The following is a 20,132-nucleotide window of genomic DNA, read 5'->3' on the forward strand; positions in this document are numbered from 1 at the left end:
AAGTAATAGAGTTATTTAATATCAAGGTGGTCTGCAACATATGCGCCTCGCTGCCCTCTTTTTTTATCTGGGCCTATCGTGCTGTCTTGCGCTGTTTGCTGCTCTAACGCAGCATTGATTGTGGCTCCCAAAATAATGATATAAGCGCTAATAAATAGCCACATAAGCATAATAACCACCCCACCTAAAGAGCCATATGTTTCGTTGTAACTGGCAAAGTGAGATACATAAAAGGAAAAGCCAAAAGATGCCACAATCCATAATACTGTGGCAGTGAATGAGCCTACGGTAACCCAGCGCCACTTAGCTACTTTTCTGTGAGGCGCGTAACGATATAAAATTAACAAAGCAAAGTTAAAGGTTAGTGCCAGTAATGGCCATGAGATAAGCATGATTAAAAAATCAATACTCTCTTTTATTCCTAACAGGTTAAGTGCTAACGGTAATATACCTATAATTACCAATGCTATAACCGCCACCACAATCGCGCCCACTGAAAATAATAAACGTACAAGTTGCGCCTTAAAAAATGAACGCTTTTCGTATTCGTGATAACTAATATTACACGCGGTGATCAAAGCTTGGCTGCCCTTAGAGCTACTCCAAATAGTGAGCAGTAAAGTGCCCAGTGCGCTAAGACTTAAACTGGTTTGAGACTTTTGCGCAAGGCTTGAAACCTGAGATAAAATAATCTCTTGGGTACTTTGCGGCAATAACGCCATAAATTGACTTAAATACGCACTAATATCGTTCGGTGAAGCAAAATAAGCATACACAGACACCAACGCCGCAATGGCAGGAAAAATAGCAAGAAGTGCATAAAAGGCCACGCCTGCTGCCACCAAGGATAAATTATCACGGCTCATTTGTTTTATAATTCGCTTTGCAATATCCCACCAGCCACGCAGAGGGATATGGTTAGGCTGCTTGGCTCTTTGGCCACGCTTAAAGTCACTCATAGCTAACTCCCTTTTCCCAATTAATTGCAAGATGTTTGCCAAACAAATACCCCTTGGTATTAAACTTGCTGCTATTGTTTTACACAGACCCTAATTAACTCAACCCAACACGGATGGCTCCTATGCTCAGCGCTTTAATTGCAACACTCGCTAATAACGCATCTATTCCCGCAATCGACACCGTTCAGCCAAACTCGGTTTCATGGGGCTTTTTAAAAGAGCAAAGCGTGCAATTACTACACTCATTCGTGCAATTACTGCCCACTTTGTTTTTAGGGATTATTATTTTGGTGATTAGTTATTTAATCGCCACCCCATTATCACGCTTGTTAATAAAGCCCGTTACTTACATGACCAACAGTAAATTAGTACACCTAGTTGCTAGGCGTGGCATTAGTACCTTAATTATTTTACTCGGGTTTTACCTATTTTTACGTTTGGCTGGCTTGACTGAATTCGCGGTCGCTATTATGAGTGGCACTGGGTTAATAGGGCTTATTTTAGGGTTTGCCTTTCGGGATATTGCTGAGAACTTTATTGCCAGTTTACTTTTGAGTGTACAACGTCCATTTAAAATTGATGATGTAATAGAAGTCGATGGTAGAATAGGCATTGTTAAAAAAGTAACTGCAAGAGCAACCACTTTAGTTGACTACGATGGCAATCATATTCAAATACCCAATGCGACTGTGTATAAAAATACCATTAAAAACTTAACCGCTAATCCAAAGATGCGCGATCATTTCACAATCGGTATTGGCTACGATAATGACATTCGCGGCGCACAAAGTCTTGCTATTAGCGTTATAAAAAATCAAAACTCTGTGCTTAGCGATCCACCTCCCCAAGTATTGGTTGATAACTTAGGCTCCGCCACTATCAATTTTACTGTTTACTTTTGGGTCAACGGCGAACAATACAGCATTGTTAAAGTAGCCTCACAGCTAATGCGAGAGTTAATTAACAGTTTTACGCAACATAATATAAGTATGCCTGACGATGCTAGAGAGCGTGTATTACTCAATAGCCAAGGTGAAGATATTTACCCCACAGCAAGCGAAGCTAAAACAGAGACAACAGAAAAAACTAAAGAGAAACCACATACTCAAAAACATAAAAACACAGAGCATGAACACAGTATTGATGATGTAAGCAGTGATACGGATGATATTCGCGAGCAAGCCGATGAATCGCGCGATCCGGAGCAGGGTAAAAATATTATATAGATAGGTTCGAGGTTCGAGGTTCGAGGTTCGAGGTTCAAGGTTCAAGGTTCAAGGTTCAAGGTTCAAGGTTCAAGGTTCAAGGTTCAAGGTTCAAGGTTCAAGGTTCAAGGTTCAAGGTTCAAGGTTCAAGGTTCAAGGTTCAAGGTTCAAGGTTCAAGAAATTTAAAAGCCTTGCGGTTAACATTACAAGGTTTTTTATGCCTGAAGGCGATAGTTAGTCTCGCGTCGAGTTTAGGTTTTAAGCCCGCAACCCGAAGCTCGCCGCCCGCAACCTGACAGCTTATTCCAAACACAAAAAAGCCCGCAGCGTTAACTGCGGGCTTTTTTATTGAATGAGTGAGTTAGCCTATAAGCTGACAAGCAAACTATCCCACCTAAATAAAAACAACAACTTAAATAATTTCTGAGCTGTGAGTGTCACACTCGGTGGCACACATTGCAACCTCATTCCGAGGTGAAGCTATTTTTACTTTTGATCGTTTGAACTGAATAGTCTAACTTTTGTATTGCAGCTTCTAGTTCTTTAATTTTTTTGTCTTTGGCATAATTTGAACCCCAGCCGCCAAGAATTATTAAAAAGATGAGAAAGAACAATTTTCTATATTTTGCTTTAAAGGCTGTTTCTAAATTTTTAACTTCACAAGAACAAGTCATTACTTTCTCCAATTACCTTAATTATTTCAGATATATAGCTTAAGGCTTAACTACGACAAAATGGGTCGCGTATTATATTTAATCGTAGAACCTTAAATTTGCCATAGAGATTTTAAAAGTATCGAGCGTCGTACCTTGCTAAATAATTCAGATTAGCTAAGGTAGTTGAGATGCTTATATAAGATCTTTATTCAGTCTTAATACCATAGTGCCCTAATGATTTTATAATTCGCCTTATAACCCTCGCTTTTAGCTGCTCTGGTGCCTTTACAATAATGTGATCTGACAAACCCATGAGCCAATTCTCCAACTCCAAAGTATGAGCTAATTTAATAGAAACACTGACCCAATCATTTTGAGTAGTCGATTTAGTTAAAGCATTTTCGTCACTAACCTTTTGGCTTTCATTAATGGCTGATTCTTGGAATAGATCTTTGACATAACCTTTGACTTCGAGTTTTACATCAATTACCTCAGCATTTACTAATACACCCACAGCACCTGTTTGAGCATATTTTAAAGTGTCAAAGTCGGTATCGAATGTTTCAGTTAATAACTTGGCGCTATTAACTCGATGAAAAAGAATATGCCTCGGTTCTTTATAATCATAAAAGTAGCAAATAAGAACCAATTTAGTGTCTCTTATCAACATACCTAATGGTGAAATAAGATGAACACAATCGGAACCACCGTAAGTTATCTCCAATTTTCTTTGCTCTAAAATCCCTTGAGTAATTAGCGATTTAATTCCAGCATCAATGTTTAATGGTTTAAAAGCTAAAACATGTGGCAAACTCGCAATTTTCGATGGCCATGAGTGTAATAACTCGGATCTCACCAATGTATCTTTTGATTTTTTAAAAATTGCATCAAGCTGAGAAAACACCTCTTTAGGAAAGTAATCTTCAAGGTGATGCTCAACTAGCTGAAGTGATAAAGCTTCCTCTGCAGAAATTGAAGGTAAGTAAATATCTGCACGCTTTCTTGAATAAGACCATTTGTACCCGTCAGGTGAGTCTGAGCTTACTAACCCAAATAAATCAGCCACTTCAACTAAATCTCGCTCTACAGTTCGTTTTGTCACTGCAAAGCCTCTATCTTCAAGGCCTGACTGTAAAATTTTGGCAGTTGTCCATCTAGGAGTAATGGGGATGAGTTGCATCATATTAATAATGCGAGGGAGAGTCTTTCCTTTAGCCGTTGGCATCAACTTTGGGGCCTATCATAACTTAAACTTACCGACACATTATCATAAATCAAACAATAACAGCAGGTTAGCCTTCAGGTTGAAATAGTGTAATTGCAATATTTTATATATGAAAGCACTTTTATAGTAGAGTGCTTTGGGTTAATCTGCGTGTAATTACGATGATAAGGAAGTTGTTTAAAAGCCTAGCAGTCATGTTTTTAAGCCCTCAAGCTTCTCTAGCATCACATAAACATTTAGCAAGGAAACTTAATGAAATACGACCTTGAACAAGATTTGTTAAAAAATAAAGCAATTAAAACTGACCATGGCTTTCAGGTTTACATCAATGACAATCAAATCGACTTTCTCTTAAAAGAGTTAGCTGAAAATGAACACCCCAAAGACATTAAAGAGCTGCGAGCGCAATATAAAGATGAATCAATCGCTTACTTGAATTTAGACCGTCGAGACTTTGATAGTAAGTTAGGTGCGTATGCACCTTTAGATGACGACACGCTTGTATCTGAGCCTCAAAATTTTGAACAGTTACTAGAAATTACTAATATGCTCATTAATGGAGGTTCCGTAGAGTTATTTGTTTTCACTCTCAGAAAGCCAGACTCAAATAATGCATGGGTGGGCTTCTTAAACTTGCTGCGTTGAGTAACTAAATGATCGATATTTAATAAAAACAACGATATTGCGACTTATTCTGTCGCAACTATTTTATATTATGAGCATGTGTTGCTTCCGTGGAGGGGCAGAAGAAAAAGTGTGAGAAACTTTTTCGTCATGGCCTACTTAATGTAGGCCTTTTTTAGAAAAACCATTAAAGTATAAAAAAGGAGCGCAAAGAAATCACGTGACCAATTATAACTTTATAAAGCTCAGCAAAAGGATTCCTCTAAAGGATTTAAAGCTAGTAAAACGACCCGATGGTGGCTTTCGAAAACACCCTTCAAACTTTTTTAAGCGAAATTGCTTAGATAAATTTGAATCTAAGGGCATTCAATATCTCGCTGATAAGTCAAACATAGAAATTGAGACCCTTAAGCAATTTATGGCAGGAAACTTATCTCTTGACTCTACACTTGCCAAAAAACTAGAAAAAGCCACAAAAGTTGGCGCTGCAACTTGGTTAGAACTACAACGTCAATATGATGGGTACATAAAAACATGCTAATTTAGGGTGTTATGCAAGGATAACCTGTTTCTAAAATTTAGAGGCTACGTTCACAGTGCCATTTTAGTACAACCTAAGAAGTTGTACTTTGCAGTTTTAACTTTGGCTTTTTAACTATAACTTTTATAAATATTACTCTAAGGTTGCAATATGAGCTCAAACCAGCTTTTAATTAAATCACTAGCTCTGGCTTCAAAATATCATGTGCAGCAAAAGCGAAAATCAGACGGCTCACCCTATATTAATCATTTGATAGAAGTTGCAGCCCTGCTTACTGATAAAGCAGGAGTTGATGACGACGACGAACTATGCGCCGCAATACTTCATGATATTTTAGAGGACACAGGCGTTACTACAGCAGAAATTTATAAAACCTGTGGTCAACGTGTTCTAGAATTAGTAGAGGCACTTTCAGACAACAAATCACTATGTTTGAAGGAACGAAGAGAAGAAACGCTCAGATTACTTCCCACTAAGTCAAACTCGGTAAAACGTATCAAATTAGCAGACTTATGCTCTAATGCTGCTGCAATACCATCTGGTTGGACAGTTGAACGGCAAATCGAGTACTTCCTCTGGTTAGATCAGGTGGCTGAAATCTGCAAGGTATCTAGCCCCTTGTTATATAAAGAATACTTGAGAAGAAAAGCTGACTATATCGCTAAATAGTGCTCTCTATTTAACTATAATTTTTTCAAAAACTAAAAAGCCTGCAGTGTTAACTACGGGCTTTTTTATTGAATGAGTGAGTATACTGGCAAGCAAAACATTCCACCTAGAAAACAACAACTAAGTAATTTCAAGGTTTTGAGCGTCACACTCGGTGGCACACATTGCAACCGAACATGGCTAAAGGAATCTCGCAGATTAAAAAATCTGCCACAATCAACAATCTTTAATAGTAGGAAAGCTAACCTAAAGCTAAAGATTAAGGTAACCTAAAGACCTTGGAGTCAATGATTGCTTTCACAAACAAAAAGCACCTAAAAGAGAAACAATTAAATGCCTATACCTTGGAACGTGATTAGGGAGAATGCAAACGCATTTTCCCTGAACTGGAAATCAGCTACAAATGAAAGAGCTGAATCACAGACATTTTGGAATGAATTTTTTGGAGTATTCGGGATTACACGCCGAAGAATAGCTTCCTTCGAAGAGCCAGTGAAAAAATTAAATGGTAAATATGGTTTTATCGATTTATTTTGGAAAGGCGAATTGCTTGTCGAACATAAATCTAAAGGAAAAGATTTAAACAAAGCCTATTCCCAGGCTTTAGATTATTTCAGCAACCTAAAAGAATACGAACTTCCAAAGTATATTCTAGTGTCTGATTTTAATAAGTTTAAACTTTATGACCTAGATGATGATCAAGCTTATGAATTTGAATTAGCTGAACTATACGAAAATGTTCACTTACTTGGATTTATTGCTGGGTATGAGAAAAAGAAACAAAGAGACACAATTCCGGTAAATATTGAAGCAGCTGATAGAATGGTAAAGCTTTATGAGGCTCTTGTGGAGGAAGGCTTCACTGGCCACGAGCTTGAGATATTTCTTATGCGATTACTATTTTGTTTATTTGCAGATGACACAGGCCTCTTTGAGAAAAAAATATTTGCCGATTTTATTGCTGAGCAAACTGAAGAAAACGGTCGTGATCTAGGTGAAAAGCTAGCTTCTATTTTCCAAACTTTGTCTAAACCTGTTTTAAACAGACAAAAAAGTATTAGCGATTTGCTTAATGAATTTCCTTACATAAATGGTACATTATTCAAAGAAAAACTAGATACTATTCATTTCACTAAATCAATGAGAGAGCTTTTATTAGAGTGTTCATATTTTAATTGGAGTAGCATCTCACCTGCTATCTTTGGTTCTATGTTTCAATTGACTATGGATCCCGTAAAGAGAAATAATCTAGGAGCACACTACACCTCTGAAGAGAATATCCTAAAGTTAATCAGGCCACTCTTTTTAAATAGTTTATGGAGGGAGCTAGATACTATAACCTTAGAAAAAAGTGGTAAAGCCAACTCATTGAGGTTATTTCAATTAAAGTTATCTCAATTAACCTTTTTAGATCCAGCCTGCGGATGTGGCAATTTTTTAATTGTTACCTACAGAGAACTGAGACTACTTGAATTAAAATTGTTATCCGAATGGAAAAAGATAAAGGGGCATGACAACGAACTAAAATCTATAATTAGCATAAACCAATTTTATGGTATTGAAAAAGAAGAGTTTCCAGCAAGGATAGCAGAAACGGCATTATGGCTAACAGAACATCAAATGAACAATGAGTTATCAAAACAGTGTAATATACACCGCCATACTCTTCCTCTGCCAGAATCCAAAACAATAAAAATAGAGAATGCATTTAACATCGATTGGGAGTTGTTAGTAAAGAAAGCTAAATTAAACTATATAATCGGAAATCCGCAATTCAAAGGTGCTAATAATCAAAGTAAAGAGCAAAAGAATGAAATTAAAAGCTTATTTTCTAATAAAGTAGGCTCTGGAGAATTAGATTATGTTTCTGCTTGGTTTCTGAAAGCATCTGAATATATTAAAGGTACAAATATTGAAGTAGCATTCGTTGCTACAAACTCAGTTACAATGGGGGTTCAAGTAAGTCCGTTATGGGACTGCTTAATAAGTAAATACAATATAAAAATCAACTTTGCGCATCGAACATTCAAATGGAGTAGTGAAGCAAAGAATAAGGCAGCTGTACATGTCGTAATAATAGGCTTTGCTAATTTTGAGAGGAAGCAAAAAGAATTATTTTATTATAAAGATCCATCAGGTAAACCAGAAAGGAAGTTAGTTAGCAAAATTAACCCCTACCTAATGGAAGGAGAAACTATTTTAGTTTCGAAAAGATCAACTCCAATTAGCAAAGTACCCAAAATGAGGAAAGGAAATCAACCTACCGATAACGGACACCTTTTATTAAATGATGAAGAAAAAGAGCTTATACTTCTTAATTCACCTCCATCTATAGCTAAATACATAAAGCGAGTAATGGGTACTAATGAGCTATTGCACAACCAGAACCTTTGGTGCTTATGGCTTGTTGATGCATCTCCGGCTGAATTGAAGTCTTTTAAAGCAATAAGTCAAAGGTTAATAAAAGTTAAAGAGTACCGGTTGCGTAGTACAGATCAAGCAACAGTAAAAAAAGCAGCCACTCCTTACTTATTCAGAGAGCAAAACAATCCTGATGCATATTTAGCGATACCAACAACCACAAGTGAAAAAAGAAATTTCATAACAGTTGAGTTTCTTGACTGCAATACGATACCTACTAATAACCTTTTTATAATCCCAGATGCTGAATTATGGCACTTTGGAATATTAAGCTCTTATATGAACAGAGTTTGGACTGAAAACATTTGTGGAAGAACAGATAACAGAAACCGTTATTCAAAGAACATTGGGTATAATGCTTTCCCTTGGCCACAGATACATGATACTGATAAAGCGGATGTAGAAGAGGCTTCTAAGAATATACTTGCTGTAAGAGAACTATTAACAGATTCAACTCTTGCAGAAATGTACGATCCTATTTGTATGCCTGAACAGTTAGTTGATGCCCACTCAAGGTTAGATAAAGCTGTTGAAAAATGCTATCAAGCTAAACCTTTCGATTCTGATACAGAAAGATTAGAACATTTATTAACCCTTTATAATCAATACAAAAATAATACTAAATAACATTATTTTAATCGGCTGTTTTATAGTTTTTTATACATAGCGCTATATATTCAGCCATTTTAACTGGAACTGCATTTCCAATAACTTGCTCCAATTGTGACTTACTACCTTCTAACTTAAAGTTTTCAGGAAAAGTTTGCAGATAACTTCGCTCCTTAGTTGTCAAAGCTCTAACTCCCTCAGATATATCCGCTTTGTCGGCAGGGTGCCGTTTATACGTTAATGGGACTGGCCTATTTGTACCTCTAATTGTAGAGCTAGGTTCGTGTATACTAAATACAGCCCTTCTAGCATAGCTTCGGGGGTGCATGTAGTAATACTCTAAATCTAGCTTTCCTTTGAGGTAATCGTAAACCGTAGTTTGTTTTTCATTTAAGTTTTCCACTAGATCACTAGATAAAAAGTTATCTTCTGAAGAAATATGACCTATCAAAAAGTATCTTTTTCTAGCTTGAGGCACACCAACGTAGCTAGCATCTAAAATATACGATGTTAATCCATACCCTGCCGAGGTAAATATATCTTTAACTTTAGGTAATACTGCACTTTTCTCTATGTTATATACATTCTCCATCACAAACCATTCGGGCATGATTGAAGTAACTATATTTGCAAAGTTTATTGTAAGGTTAGCCCTCTTTGAATCTGTATTATTATGACCTGCAATGGAAAAATCTTGGCAAGGTGGCCCCCCGATTACCACATCTGGTGAATACTTAGAAAAATGACTTAATACATTTTCAGCAGAAAGGTCAACATTGAAAATTGGATGAGAAAAGTTTTTAGAATAAACTTCAATTGCTGGTTTCCAGTTATCAAAAGCAGCCTCTACCTTAAAACCTGCGTTCTCAAAACCTAGCGACATACCGCCACACCCAGCAAATAAATCGATTACTTTCATCTACTCTCCGGAGCGTTTAACGTCTGATTATAAATTTTTATAGCTTTCCCAATCAAAGCTGCCATATTAACTGGAACAGCATTACCTATCATTTGGTTTAAATCCGATTTAGTCCCATCAAAACAAAAGGTTTTTGGAAATGTTTGAATATAACTTCTCTCAAGAATTGTCAAAGTTCTCACCTTAGGCCCAACCTCGACTAAATCCCCAGGATGTCTTTTATATCCTTTAGGAATTGGCCGCTCTACACCTCTAATGGTAACTGAGGGTTCATAAATACTAAAAATAGCTCTTCTAGTGTAGCTTCTAGGTATACGAAAGTAATATTCGACACCTAGTGAATCACCTAAGTAATCGTAAATGGACATTTTTTCTTTGCTAAGCAATTTTGGAATTATAGAATCTAAAAAACCATCATTTCCAGATAAATGCCCCACTAGAAAAAATCTTTTTCTTGCTTGTGGTACACCACAATAACTAGCGTCTAATTTATGACTTGATAGCCCATAGCCAGCCATTTTAAATTTAGTTACAATTTCTTTAAAGACATTGGTATTTGTGACACGACAAACATTTTCCATCACAAAGAACTTAGGCCTTGATTTGAGGATAATTTCAGCAAAAGACATAGTCAAGCTTGCCCTACCTAGAGTCTCATCTCTTAAGCCAGCCCCAGAAAAGTCTTGGCATGGTGGTCCACCAATTATTATGTCCGGCCTATGCTTTGATATAGAGTCATGAACAATAGAGCTAGCCAAATCAGCTTTTTCTATTTTGTGACTGAAATTTTTTTCGTAAACTTTAATTGCAGGTTCCCAGTTATCGTATGCAGCAATAATATTATAGCCCTCATTCTGAAAACCTAATGATAGCCCCCCACAACCTGAGAATAAATCAATCGTATTTAACATTTAGCTTATGACCTTCAGTGCTTTAAAAACCGAAACTTAAATTACATTTCAGCTACTTAACTAATAAAAAACAAAATATATAAAGTAGTAGATTTTATTTTATAAGTTAAAAATACACCCTATTTTTAATAGCGTGAAATCTACTGTGTTTAGATACAGTTGTCAATTTTGAGGGCTTGATAATCAAAGGCAATGTCGAAAAAAGTTTATCCTTAAACATTTTTCTTACCTATTACATAAACAAGAAGAAATAAGTTTAGGAATGGCTACTATGAAAACCAATAGTTCGTACAAAACCTTTATTAAGGTGCTCAAATTCAATTAGTGACAAAGCCATTTTGATATCTAACTTATTTGATTTAAAACGAAGTCTTCTCGCTAATACAGCAAAATCACCTGCAGTTAAGTTTGTCATATCACTTAACTGACTTTTACTACCTTTATCGAGTTTAGTTCCTACTATTTCTTCGAATAAGGTAATAGCCTGCTCATGCCTCAAGGCCTGTAATTCGACCTTAAAGTCTAAACGTCTCAATAATGCCTTATCTAGTGCCTCAAAATGATTAGTTGCTATAAATAACGGGTTTTGAAAACGCTCAATCTGCATTAGTAGCTCATTTACTTGGCTCACTTCCCATGACTTAGTAGCACCCTCACGTGACGTTAAAAGACTATCAGCTTCATCTATCAATAATGCCTTGCCTTCATTACTAGCCTTTTCGAAAAGCCTAGCAATATTTCCTTCACTCTCACCGACATACTTACCTAACACATCCGATGCCTTGACTGTTACTAAGCCCAAACCGTTCTTCTTACAGACATAGTCAACAAAAGCTGACTTACCAGTGCCTGGCGGCCCAAATAGTAAAATACGAGCTTCGGGGTATTTTTCAATCGTTTTGGTAATATCAGTTAATGAGTGAAGATCGCCTTTCAAATTACAGTAGGCTGGATCAAACTCTAATTCGGGCTTATAAACTAGGGCTTCTAAAGGCTCATTAGTTAACTTCAAAACTTCTGTTAGGTAAGTATTGGTGTACTCTTCAGCCACTGCACCTTTAACATTACAAATTTTGCACAGCGTTGCCGCATTCTCTAATAATGCAGGGGTAGCTGCTTCTGAATGAGCTAGCTTTTCCTTAAATCCCTTGGATAACCTCAATCCTTTAAAGCAATTTGATACCATATCAAACTTCCCATCAGTCGGTAGGTTAGGCAATTCAACAACAAGACTAAATCGCCTTAAGCAACTAATGGGTATATTCTCAGGGTGATTAGTTATCCATATAGTGGGAACAGCATTAACCTCAAGAAGTTGATGTAACCTATCTTTTGAGATTCGTGTACTTAAACTAAATGATGCAAAAATATCTTCACATTCATCAATAAGTAGCCAAGCATCACTTTGAGATTCAAATAAGCGATAAGCCATCTTCAAATACTGTAGTCTAAGCTGAGTACTGCTTCGGCGAGAGTCTAGCTCATCGTCAGGGCTACTCAAATCTCCACCCTTTGCTTTTACTTCGTATAAATTAGCATTTATTTGATTCACTAACAGTTTTGCATATTGAGTTTTACCTACTCCAGCAGCCCCATGTAATAGAATATTTACCCCACTCTTAGGCATCTCATCAATACCGCGACTGAAAGCAAAAGGCACATCAGAATCTAAATGTTCGAAGTCTGATAGCCTCAAATCAGGCTTGCTTGATAGGATCACGACATTTGAAATCAAGTCAGAGAAATCACGGGCGTGCTTGCCAGCTAATGCTTTTGCAAAGCCACTATGTATTTGGAGCATATCTTCACTACCGTATATTGAACTGCTCCATAATCCGCTCTCAGCCAGATTTTCAAAAGTGCTCTTCAATGTAAGATAGTCAACATTTAAAGCCTCAGAGAGCAACTGATGTAGTACGTTGTCGCTTAGGCCTTGGTGTGTTTCCAGTAATTCATTGAATGCAGGGTTAAGGCTGTTTACTACTATTAAGGCTAGAAGATTTACAGACTCTTTAGGTAACTGAAATGTCTTCCTTAGTATATGACAATTCCTCTCTAGTAATGTCATAGCCCTTACCTTAGAGTTTACATTTTTAAAGTGTGTGTATACTGCTTCTGTATATTCCTGTGGGTTACTTTGAGGATAGCTAAATGCCTTACCAGTGATGCAACGAACCGTAATAGGCTTCAAACCTATCAACACGCCTTTATCAAATAGTGAGCTATTCAAAAGCATAAATGAAAAGTTCGAACCTAACTCATATAACTCTCGCTCTAAACTCATAATGATGAAGCTCCATAGCTTAAAGCCAATGCAGCTTGCCTCTGAGTTTCAATGCCTCTTTTGTCATATAATTGTGTAGTAGTTACATTTGCATGACCTGCCATTTTACTGACAGTAAGGAGATCTACGTTTAAGTTTAATAACCGTGTTATGAAAGTCCGACGTAAATCATGGGGAGTAAAAACTTGGCCTAGAATCGTTTTCGTTTTTTTAGTCACTATGAGGTATAAGGCATCTGAGGTAAGAGGTTGAATACCTTTGCCTTGCTTAGTAAATAAAGGCCCTTTTCTGTTGCCTCGTAAGCTAAGCCATTTATCTAAAACTGACTCAGCCCAATCAGGCAAAAATTGCTGCCGGCTCTTTGACCCCTTACCCTTCTCGATTAGTATGCTGTGGGATTCGGGACAATAATTGTTTAGGTGTAGGCTGCACAACTCTGAACGGCGCAAGCCTGTGGCTAGCATAATGGATATAACAGCATGATTCCTTACCCCGACCTTTGAGACAATCTTTGAAAGGCTACTTAATAATAGGTTAGCCTGAGCGTGAGTAAGAGCTTTACCCTTTTCAATCACTTTGCCTTTAATGCTAGGCACAAGTTTGATACGCATCATGGCTTTATGATCAATCACATCTAATTTAAATGCTGTATCTGCAACACCTTTTATTATTTGTAATGCATGATTTATTGTTCTAGCAGACTTACCTTGTTCACCAAAATGCAACTTTAAGCTTTCTAGCTGCGCATAAGTCAGTAAGTGAAAAGGCAATGAGTCAATTGGCTCATTCCACTTAAATACTTTCTTAACTTCATTCAATTGAGATATTGCTGATCTTCGACCTGAAACAGCCAATCTATTAAGATACACTCTTACTGGGTTAGTATTTTTCATATATAGCTCCAATTCATGAGCTGTATAGTTAGCACCAACTAACTTTTAAAGTTAACCTTACTTTTTGCACCTGCACTGATTTAAGCTTTTATAATATTAGACTATGGATTTAACTGTCTGGTTTGTGCAACTAATAGTGAGTATATTTACAGCGTAGTGCTCAAACTAAATCGACTTTGTGATTTGGAGCATACTTGCTTCATCAATTAGTTAAAATCGAAAAGGTCATGTTAATCTCTATTAACATGACCTTTTCGATTTTTAGATTAAAAGTAATCAAATTGTGCTATATGAAATGTAAAAGTGCAGTAACCCATATCAGGCAGATAGCTTTGAGCAAATAAGCGTTCAGTTAAATTCCTAACTTGGACTTCAACATTAAGAAAACTAAAAGCTGTCTAATGAAGACAGGAAGTTTAAAAAACGCATCAATCAGTTGCTGCGCTTGCTGTTGCCTACAAATTTCACTTGTTATGATACAGTCTAATACGCTTTCAAATAGACAATTAAATAAACAGCAAGTCATCTTTTAATATTTTATGTTAAAGCCAGTAGTCAATTGAAAAAAATAGAAAACTGGCTAGAGTTAAAGGTACTCCATGCGAATATATATTCGCATGGAGTACCACGTTGGTTTATAAGTTTAGTTGTCATCTTATATATTTTAAAAGGAAAATTGAATGTCTTGGACAGAACAAAAACGTTGCATAAGATGTGATGGCGCGGGTGAACACGAAACTAGTGAAGCATATGGGGTTAAGTGCTCTAAATGTAACGGCTCTGGAGCTGTAATTGTAACTTATGAACCTACAAATGAAGAATGCTCCAATTGTAAAGGTACAGGTAAAGTTAAGCAGCTAAAGGATGGGCTCTTATATAAGAAACCACCGTTGTTTGCACGTACAGAAAAAGCAGTAAGGGAATATAATGAGTACTATGAAAAAAACTCATTTATTGCGGATTGTGAGTATTGTAAAAGAACAGGAAAAGAACATGTGCCAACTACTGAAAAACCTAAAAGTGAAGGCTGTTTCCTTACAACAGCTTGTGTTAAACACTTAGGTTTAGGTGATGATTGTCTTGAGCTAAGTACCCTTAGGGATTACAGAGATAACTTTATTCTTTCATTGTCAAATGGGAAAGAGTTATTAGAGGAGTATTATCAATACTCCCCAGTTATAGTGTCAAAAATAAATGAATCAAATGACACAGAAAAAACATACCAATATATATATATTGAAATTAAAGTTGCGGTGAAACTAATACAAACAAGCAATTATCATCAAGCTCTTTTAACTTACAAGGCTATGTACAAACATCTTTGCCTATTATTTTTAACCAAACGCTTATAATCTATTAACAGAGATTACGGCCGCCCACTTAAAGCACAAGTGCAACAGTCAGATTTGATTGAGTCCTACTGATAGAATCTGACTGTTCAAATTCATACTAACTCAGTAAAAGTTACCTTGTTGGATTAATCAAAATATCTCGATATCGATTTAAGATTTTAGCTTGGTTCTTTATAAGCCAACTATTTTTAATTGAGTACCTTGCTTTACGCTTTTTTGTAGCGCCTTTTAACTCAGATGAGGTTTTAATAAGCTCACGCCTCGCAAGTAGCCAACCCTCTTTAATCGAACTGAGCCCTTGGTTACATATTAGAATATTAACTGTGTCTTTGGTTAAACGCTTATAAACCCAAGGAGCTATAAACCAATAATTTTGCAGTTTGGGTTCAAGCGAAGCCAAACCATTTAGCTTTAATGATTTCCCACTTTTATGCACTAAATAACGGTATTCTATTCTAGTCGTAGGCTTTGTATGGCCTACTACTTTTTTCCCACTTTCTAAACCTTTGTCATAAACAACACAATGGCTTGATCTAATTGAGCCGCAGTAATAGCTTTCAGTTACAATGAAACTATTTACACGATACCTAACTGGGCATTTATCTCTATTGGGGTAGCTATTACAAGTCCTAATAGATTTGTACTTTGGGAGCAACGCTATGATAGGTTTATAGATCCCAACTAGATTACAACCAATATCAACTCTACTTACTTTAGCTGACATCATCAATTGCTTGTATCGTGTTTTACCCAATACAGTTTGGATATGATAAAAGATTGTATTTAACTCATCATCACTAAATTTTGATGGCGTGAAATCTACCCTCAATCCATATTGTTTACCTGTTCGCATCCCTAAAAAAACGCTAACGCTATTTTTAAGATTTGTCACTAACGACAAGTCACATTTTTTGTATACAAGTAAGTTTCCAAGTTTTTTAATGGGGCTGTTATCATCAACTGGATAGAGCTTAATCCTAAGTATCTCCTGCCTCTTCGCAGTTTTAATTTTACATATCTGATTGGATAATTGTTTATAATCAGCATTAGAAACTTTGAAATTGAAGCTTAGCTTATCGCAATCAAGTTCTAAGTATTTTTCAGGAAATTTAGTCATAGCAAAAAGCAATTTATCTTGCGCCATTGCAAAAACTTTTTGCATAAGGATATCACTTACTATGGCATTATCTTTATAATGATTACCCTTTAAAAACAGATCTATACCCTGTATGTTTTTCTGATAATAATGACTTTTCTCATTTGCTAATGATGTGTTTTTAATACTCATAAACCACTCTATATAATGTATTGTTAGCTATGTATTGATTAATGATGCTCTGCTGTATTACATGAGAACTACTTTCAATAAGCGTATTTTGTATATCTATATTAGGGTTTACACTTTCTGAATAAGGACTAAGACACCACTTCACTTTGAGCAGTAGAAAAGTCCTAGTCAACTGAATTTGTTGATATAATTTAAATTAAAACCATTAAATCCATACCATTAAATCTATACCATTAAATCCACACCATTAAATCCACACCATTAAATCCATACCATTAAATCCATACCATTAAATCCATACCATTAAATCCATACCATTAAATCCATACCATTAAATCTACACCATTAAATCCACACCATTAAATCCACACCATTAAATCCAGACTTTGTAATCTCAGTAGCCTATAATCTTAATAAGGAAATACAAATTTGTACGTGCCTTATAGAATGTGATGAGTACTTAAATGATCGTAGCACTCCCCCCCATATAAAATATTAATCTCGAGAGAAACGAATAATGACCAACAAATTACATGACAGAAAAGTACTAGACAAAGAGGTTATTTTTCATACTAGCCAACTTTTAAAGCAGCTGAAAAAAAGTCCAAACTGTGAAGACATTACAAAAAAGCTCGAAAAGATAATTGTTAAAGCGCCATTCTTAACTGACAGCTCGGATTTAAAATATAAATCTAAAAACGCTGCTCTAAAAGAGGATATTAATAAAAAGTATGGGCTATCTGAAGCAGATCTCAAAAAGCACATCAAAAAAGTAAGGCTATTTATTAAAAAGGATCTTGAACCAAGATCTTATAAAAGATGGAAAGAGTATTGCCGGAGCTATAAAAGAAGAGCGAACACTAAAGTAAAGAAAATTGAAATCGAAATATCACTGCTTGAAAGCTTAGTAGATTATATGCGCCAAAATCATAGTCATTTTTTAGAAGAGAAGGGATACAAGGCAGAAAATATAGGTAAAAGTGAACTTAACGAATTAATTCAAAAATTACTAAGTGGCGCTAGTAAAGACTTAGAGGAATTTTAGCCTGTAACGGATTCTGTGTAACAGAATTTCCAACAAGACTATAATACAGTCCCTACTAAATATAAAGTTACTAGATGACGAATTCCTCGACTACACGTCCAAGCTTAATGATAGATGCAACTTGATGGCTGTAGTTATCTGTAATACCACCATTAGAAAGCTCATGGCCAACTATCTGCTGTAGTATATATAGGTCTATGCTTTCATTTCTGATTTTTGTAATGAATGAATGTCGGAAGCTATGAAAAGAGCGGATATGATTTAATTCTGTCTTTGAATCAATATCTAATTGTGACATTAATCTCCCAAACCAAGATGTGATAGTGTTTCTATTATCGATACCATTAAGTATGCGCCCTTCAGTGCTGCTGATGACATCTAAAAAGCCATATTCAATAAGTTTAGAGTGGACAGGTATTCTTCTGCGGGCATTGTCAGTTTTCAGCTTCTGTGACTCATGCTCATCAGTAATCAATATATAATGTAAACCACTATCTTGGTCTTTTTTAATGTCTTCTGCTCGTAGCTGAAAAAGCTCTCCTCTTCTCGCCCCAGTATAGATTGCTAGTAATAAGCTCCATTTTTTCCAGCTTGTCGTCTCTTTTAAAGCAAATTCTCGAAATAAACTTAACTCAGTATCAGTAAAAGGCCCACGCTTATTTTGAGTAAAGTCTCTTTTTATGGTGCAAGGGGACTGTTTGATATAACTAATTGTATCCCTTTTAGCGTACGCAAAAACACTTTGTAACCACTTGTAATAGCCCTGCACTGACTTTGGTGCAATACGCTTATCTTCAGGTACATCTGCTGCTACACGCTCTGACATAGTCATTTTGTTAAACGGAGCTACATTCATTTTTGGCAAATCAAAACACTGATCAATAAAAATACCGATATCCTTAGGTTCATATGAAGCAATGTCGGCATCTTCAGTTAATAATTGCCAAACAGTATGGCACCGCTCATAGTCCTTTTGCATTTTCTCACTAAGGTTTTCTTTTTCAATTTTAAAGTTTAAAAATTCTTGGTAAACACTGCTAAATGGTTTGATTTCTTTATTCTGTGTTAATTCAGACTCAGGAAGGATTACAGGGTTGCTTATAAGATTATTTTTTATCAACGCCTCAATCTCTCTGACCTTAATAGTATCTTTGCTGAAGACAGCATCAGCTAACTCTTTAAGCAATAGTTCTGAGCTGATGAGCTTATCATTGAATATTTTATAATTAATAGCGCTTAGTGGGATTTCAAACCCATATTTATCAGCTAAATGGTTTATCTTAAAAATATTATTATTCCGCTCAATAGCAGCCCCTCCATAGTAGGTTTCATCGTCATTATTGTGGTTAAAACTACCTTTATTTAGAGAGTCTACTTCTAATTCACCGCCATTGAATAAATGCATCATATGAGCCATGTGGCGTACTTCAACATCTATATTTTTATCAGTGTGGACTTCTTTTAAGCTTCGCTTGTTCATTAGCAGAAGTAATTTAGATACATAGGAAACCAAGATGAGCAATTCAGGGTCAGACTCAATAGGTTCGTTTTGAATCATATCGCTTAAATTTTCATACTTCTGACACAAATCAAAGAAAATTTGCCTAGTTTCTGCGCCAATTGTACTGATACTTGGATCACTTAAGGTGTCTGAAGTAAGGTGGACGCGACTTAAAGCGTTAGTAATATTGAGGTTATCTTTAAAAAGAACCTCTTCAGAAGCTAAAATTTGATCTATATGATGTTGCTCTAGTCGTCTCTTCATATCCAGCTTAATCGCATTAATTACTTGTTCTTTTTGTAGTTTATCAGACATTTTGTGGTATAGGGGTAAAGAGATTAAGTTGTTGACGGTAGGAGTTAAATATTTAATAAGAACAAGGGCGTGGTTTAAATCCTGAGTATTTAAAGAGATTCGAATATCTTTTTTTAAGAAGGATTTTGGAAGTTTATATCGAAAGTAAAATGTACCTTTGCGGATATATAAATATTCGGCACCTGCAACTGATTTCATAATGGCCTCTTGATGAGGTCGTTGCTTTGCGGTGGCACAACTCGGTGGCACACTAGGTGTCACAATTGCTTTTGCTTATAATAAACTTCCAAAAACCGCCTGAAAAATCAGGCGGTTATGGAAATTTATGAGTCACCCTATAAGCCGGGTTCTGTCCTTTCCGAAGAAAGTGATAATCATTCGTCTAGGCCATAAATCGCTCTATGGCTCAAGCAACCTACCCGGTTCCAACGTGGGCCACGCCATAAGGAACCCTATTTGGTCTTGCTCCGAGTGGAGTTTACCTTGCAACCGACTATTACTAGCGGCCCGGTGCGCTCTTACCGCACCCTTTCACCCTTACCAATCCGAAGATTGGCGGTCTTCTCTCTGCTGCACTTGTCGTGGGCTCACGCCCCCCAGCCGTTAACTGGCACTCTGCCCTGTGGAGCCCGGACTTTCCTCCCCCTGATCATTTTCGTCACAGGCAGCGATTATCTTGGCTAACTCGGCGCGCAGTATACATGAGAGCACAAC

General features: G+C 36.3%; 16 protein-coding genes and 1 other RNA gene. 7 read left to right on the top strand and 10 right to left on the bottom strand.

Annotated elements, in window-relative coordinates; translation table 11 throughout:
* Positions 1-11 precede the first annotated feature (11 nt).
* The gene (locus DK924_RS12800) at positions 12-959 is read right to left on the bottom strand and encodes a YihY/virulence factor BrkB family protein (protein WP_109875361.1); all 948 of its coding nucleotides are present in this window, start codon (positions 957-959) and stop codon (positions 12-14) included.
* Positions 960-1,081: 122 nt separating this feature from the next.
* Here DK924_RS12800 and DK924_RS12805 point away from each other — a divergent pair, with 122 nt between their 5' ends.
* Positions 1,082-2,185 carry a mechanosensitive ion channel family protein gene (locus DK924_RS12805; protein WP_109875362.1) on the top strand — a complete coding sequence of 368 codons (1,104 nt, stop codon included), beginning with the start codon at positions 1,082-1,084 and terminating at the stop codon, positions 2,183-2,185.
* A gap of 444 nt (positions 2,186-2,629) precedes the next feature.
* On the opposite strand, the gene DK924_RS12810 is transcribed toward DK924_RS12805, so the two are convergent.
* Together DK924_RS12810 and DK924_RS12815 are read right to left on the bottom strand one after the other, a co-directional pair.
* A complete protein-coding gene (locus tag DK924_RS12810) occupies positions 2,630-2,839 on the bottom strand; it encodes a hypothetical protein (RefSeq protein WP_109875363.1) in 210 nt (69 codons plus the stop codon).
* A gap of 187 nt (positions 2,840-3,026) precedes the next feature.
* On the bottom strand, positions 3,027-4,046 hold the full coding sequence (locus DK924_RS12815; protein WP_109875364.1) for a YafY family protein: 1,020 nt from the start codon (positions 4,044-4,046) through the stop codon (positions 3,027-3,029).
* 252 nt (positions 4,047-4,298) lie between these two features.
* On the opposite strand from DK924_RS12815, the gene DK924_RS12820 reads away from it, so the two are divergent.
* From DK924_RS12820 to DK924_RS12835, 4 genes are all read left to right on the top strand, one after another.
* Positions 4,299-4,691 (top strand): hypothetical protein, encoded by a 393-nt coding sequence (locus DK924_RS12820; RefSeq protein WP_109875365.1) that lies wholly within the window; start codon positions 4,299-4,301, stop codon positions 4,689-4,691.
* A 199-nt stretch (positions 4,692-4,890) separates the two neighbouring features.
* Positions 4,891-5,211 (top strand): hypothetical protein, encoded by a 321-nt coding sequence (locus DK924_RS12825; protein ID WP_109875366.1) that lies wholly within the window; start codon positions 4,891-4,893, stop codon positions 5,209-5,211.
* Between the two features lie 150 nt (positions 5,212-5,361).
* A complete protein-coding gene (locus tag DK924_RS12830; RefSeq protein ID WP_109875367.1) occupies positions 5,362-5,880 on the top strand; it encodes an HD domain-containing protein in 519 nt (172 codons plus the stop codon).
* A 333-nt stretch (positions 5,881-6,213) separates the two neighbouring features.
* Complete coding sequence (locus DK924_RS12835; RefSeq protein WP_109875368.1) at positions 6,214-8,928, top strand: DNA methyltransferase; 2,715 nt, start codon at positions 6,214-6,216, stop codon at positions 8,926-8,928.
* Between the two features lie 7 nt (positions 8,929-8,935).
* Here DK924_RS12835 and DK924_RS12840 read toward each other — a convergent pair whose 3' ends face one another.
* The 4 genes from DK924_RS12840 to DK924_RS12855 all read right to left on the bottom strand — a co-directional run bounded on the left by DK924_RS12840 (position 8,936) and on the right by DK924_RS12855 (position 13,917).
* A complete protein-coding gene (locus tag DK924_RS12840; RefSeq protein ID WP_109875369.1) occupies positions 8,936-9,829 on the bottom strand; it encodes a DNA cytosine methyltransferase in 894 nt (297 codons plus the stop codon).
* Positions 9,826-10,740: a DNA cytosine methyltransferase gene (locus DK924_RS12845; protein ID WP_109875370.1), complete on the bottom strand. Its 915-nt coding sequence runs from the start codon at positions 10,738-10,740 to the stop codon at positions 9,826-9,828. The genes DK924_RS12840 and DK924_RS12845 overlap by 4 nt, the downstream gene beginning before the upstream one ends.
* Before the next feature lie 256 nt (positions 10,741-10,996).
* Positions 10,997-13,024 (bottom strand): ATP-binding protein, encoded by a 2,028-nt coding sequence (locus DK924_RS12850; RefSeq protein ID WP_109875371.1) that lies wholly within the window; start codon positions 13,022-13,024, stop codon positions 10,997-10,999.
* The gene (locus DK924_RS12855) at positions 13,021-13,917 is read right to left on the bottom strand and encodes a site-specific integrase (RefSeq protein WP_109875372.1); all 897 of its coding nucleotides are present in this window, start codon (positions 13,915-13,917) and stop codon (positions 13,021-13,023) included. Before DK924_RS12855 ends, DK924_RS12850 begins: the two co-directional genes overlap by 4 nt.
* A 680-nt stretch (positions 13,918-14,597) precedes the next feature.
* Between DK924_RS12855 and DK924_RS12860 the strand changes: the two genes are divergently transcribed.
* Positions 14,598-15,269, top strand: coding sequence for a CFI-box-CTERM domain-containing protein (locus tag DK924_RS12860; protein WP_109875373.1), 672 nt, complete (start codon positions 14,598-14,600; stop codon positions 15,267-15,269).
* Positions 15,270-15,381: 112 nt separating this feature from the next.
* Here DK924_RS12860 and DK924_RS12865 read toward each other — a convergent pair whose 3' ends face one another.
* On the bottom strand, positions 15,382-16,557 hold the full coding sequence (locus DK924_RS12865; RefSeq protein ID WP_109875374.1) for a hypothetical protein: 1,176 nt from the start codon (positions 16,555-16,557) through the stop codon (positions 15,382-15,384).
* A gap of 517 nt (positions 16,558-17,074) precedes the next feature.
* Between DK924_RS12865 and DK924_RS12870 the strand changes: the two genes are divergently transcribed.
* Positions 17,075-17,602 carry a hypothetical protein gene (locus tag DK924_RS12870; RefSeq protein WP_109875375.1) on the top strand — a complete coding sequence of 176 codons (528 nt, stop codon included), beginning with the start codon at positions 17,075-17,077 and terminating at the stop codon, positions 17,600-17,602.
* 70 nt (positions 17,603-17,672) lie between these two features.
* Here DK924_RS12870 and DK924_RS12875 read toward each other — a convergent pair whose 3' ends face one another.
* Both DK924_RS12875 and rnpB read right to left on the bottom strand, forming a co-directional pair.
* On the bottom strand, positions 17,673-19,616 hold the full coding sequence (locus tag DK924_RS12875; RefSeq protein WP_109875376.1) for a site-specific integrase: 1,944 nt from the start codon (positions 19,614-19,616) through the stop codon (positions 17,673-17,675).
* Between the two features lie 124 nt (positions 19,617-19,740).
* Positions 19,741-20,106, bottom strand: an RNA gene (gene rnpB, locus DK924_RS12880) — RNase P RNA component class A.
* Between the last annotated feature and the right edge of the window lie 26 nt (positions 20,107-20,132).

This window comes from Pseudoalteromonas sp. meg-B1, from assembly GCF_003173795.1.
Taxonomy (GTDB): domain Bacteria; phylum Pseudomonadota; class Gammaproteobacteria; order Enterobacterales; family Alteromonadaceae; genus Pseudoalteromonas; species Pseudoalteromonas undina.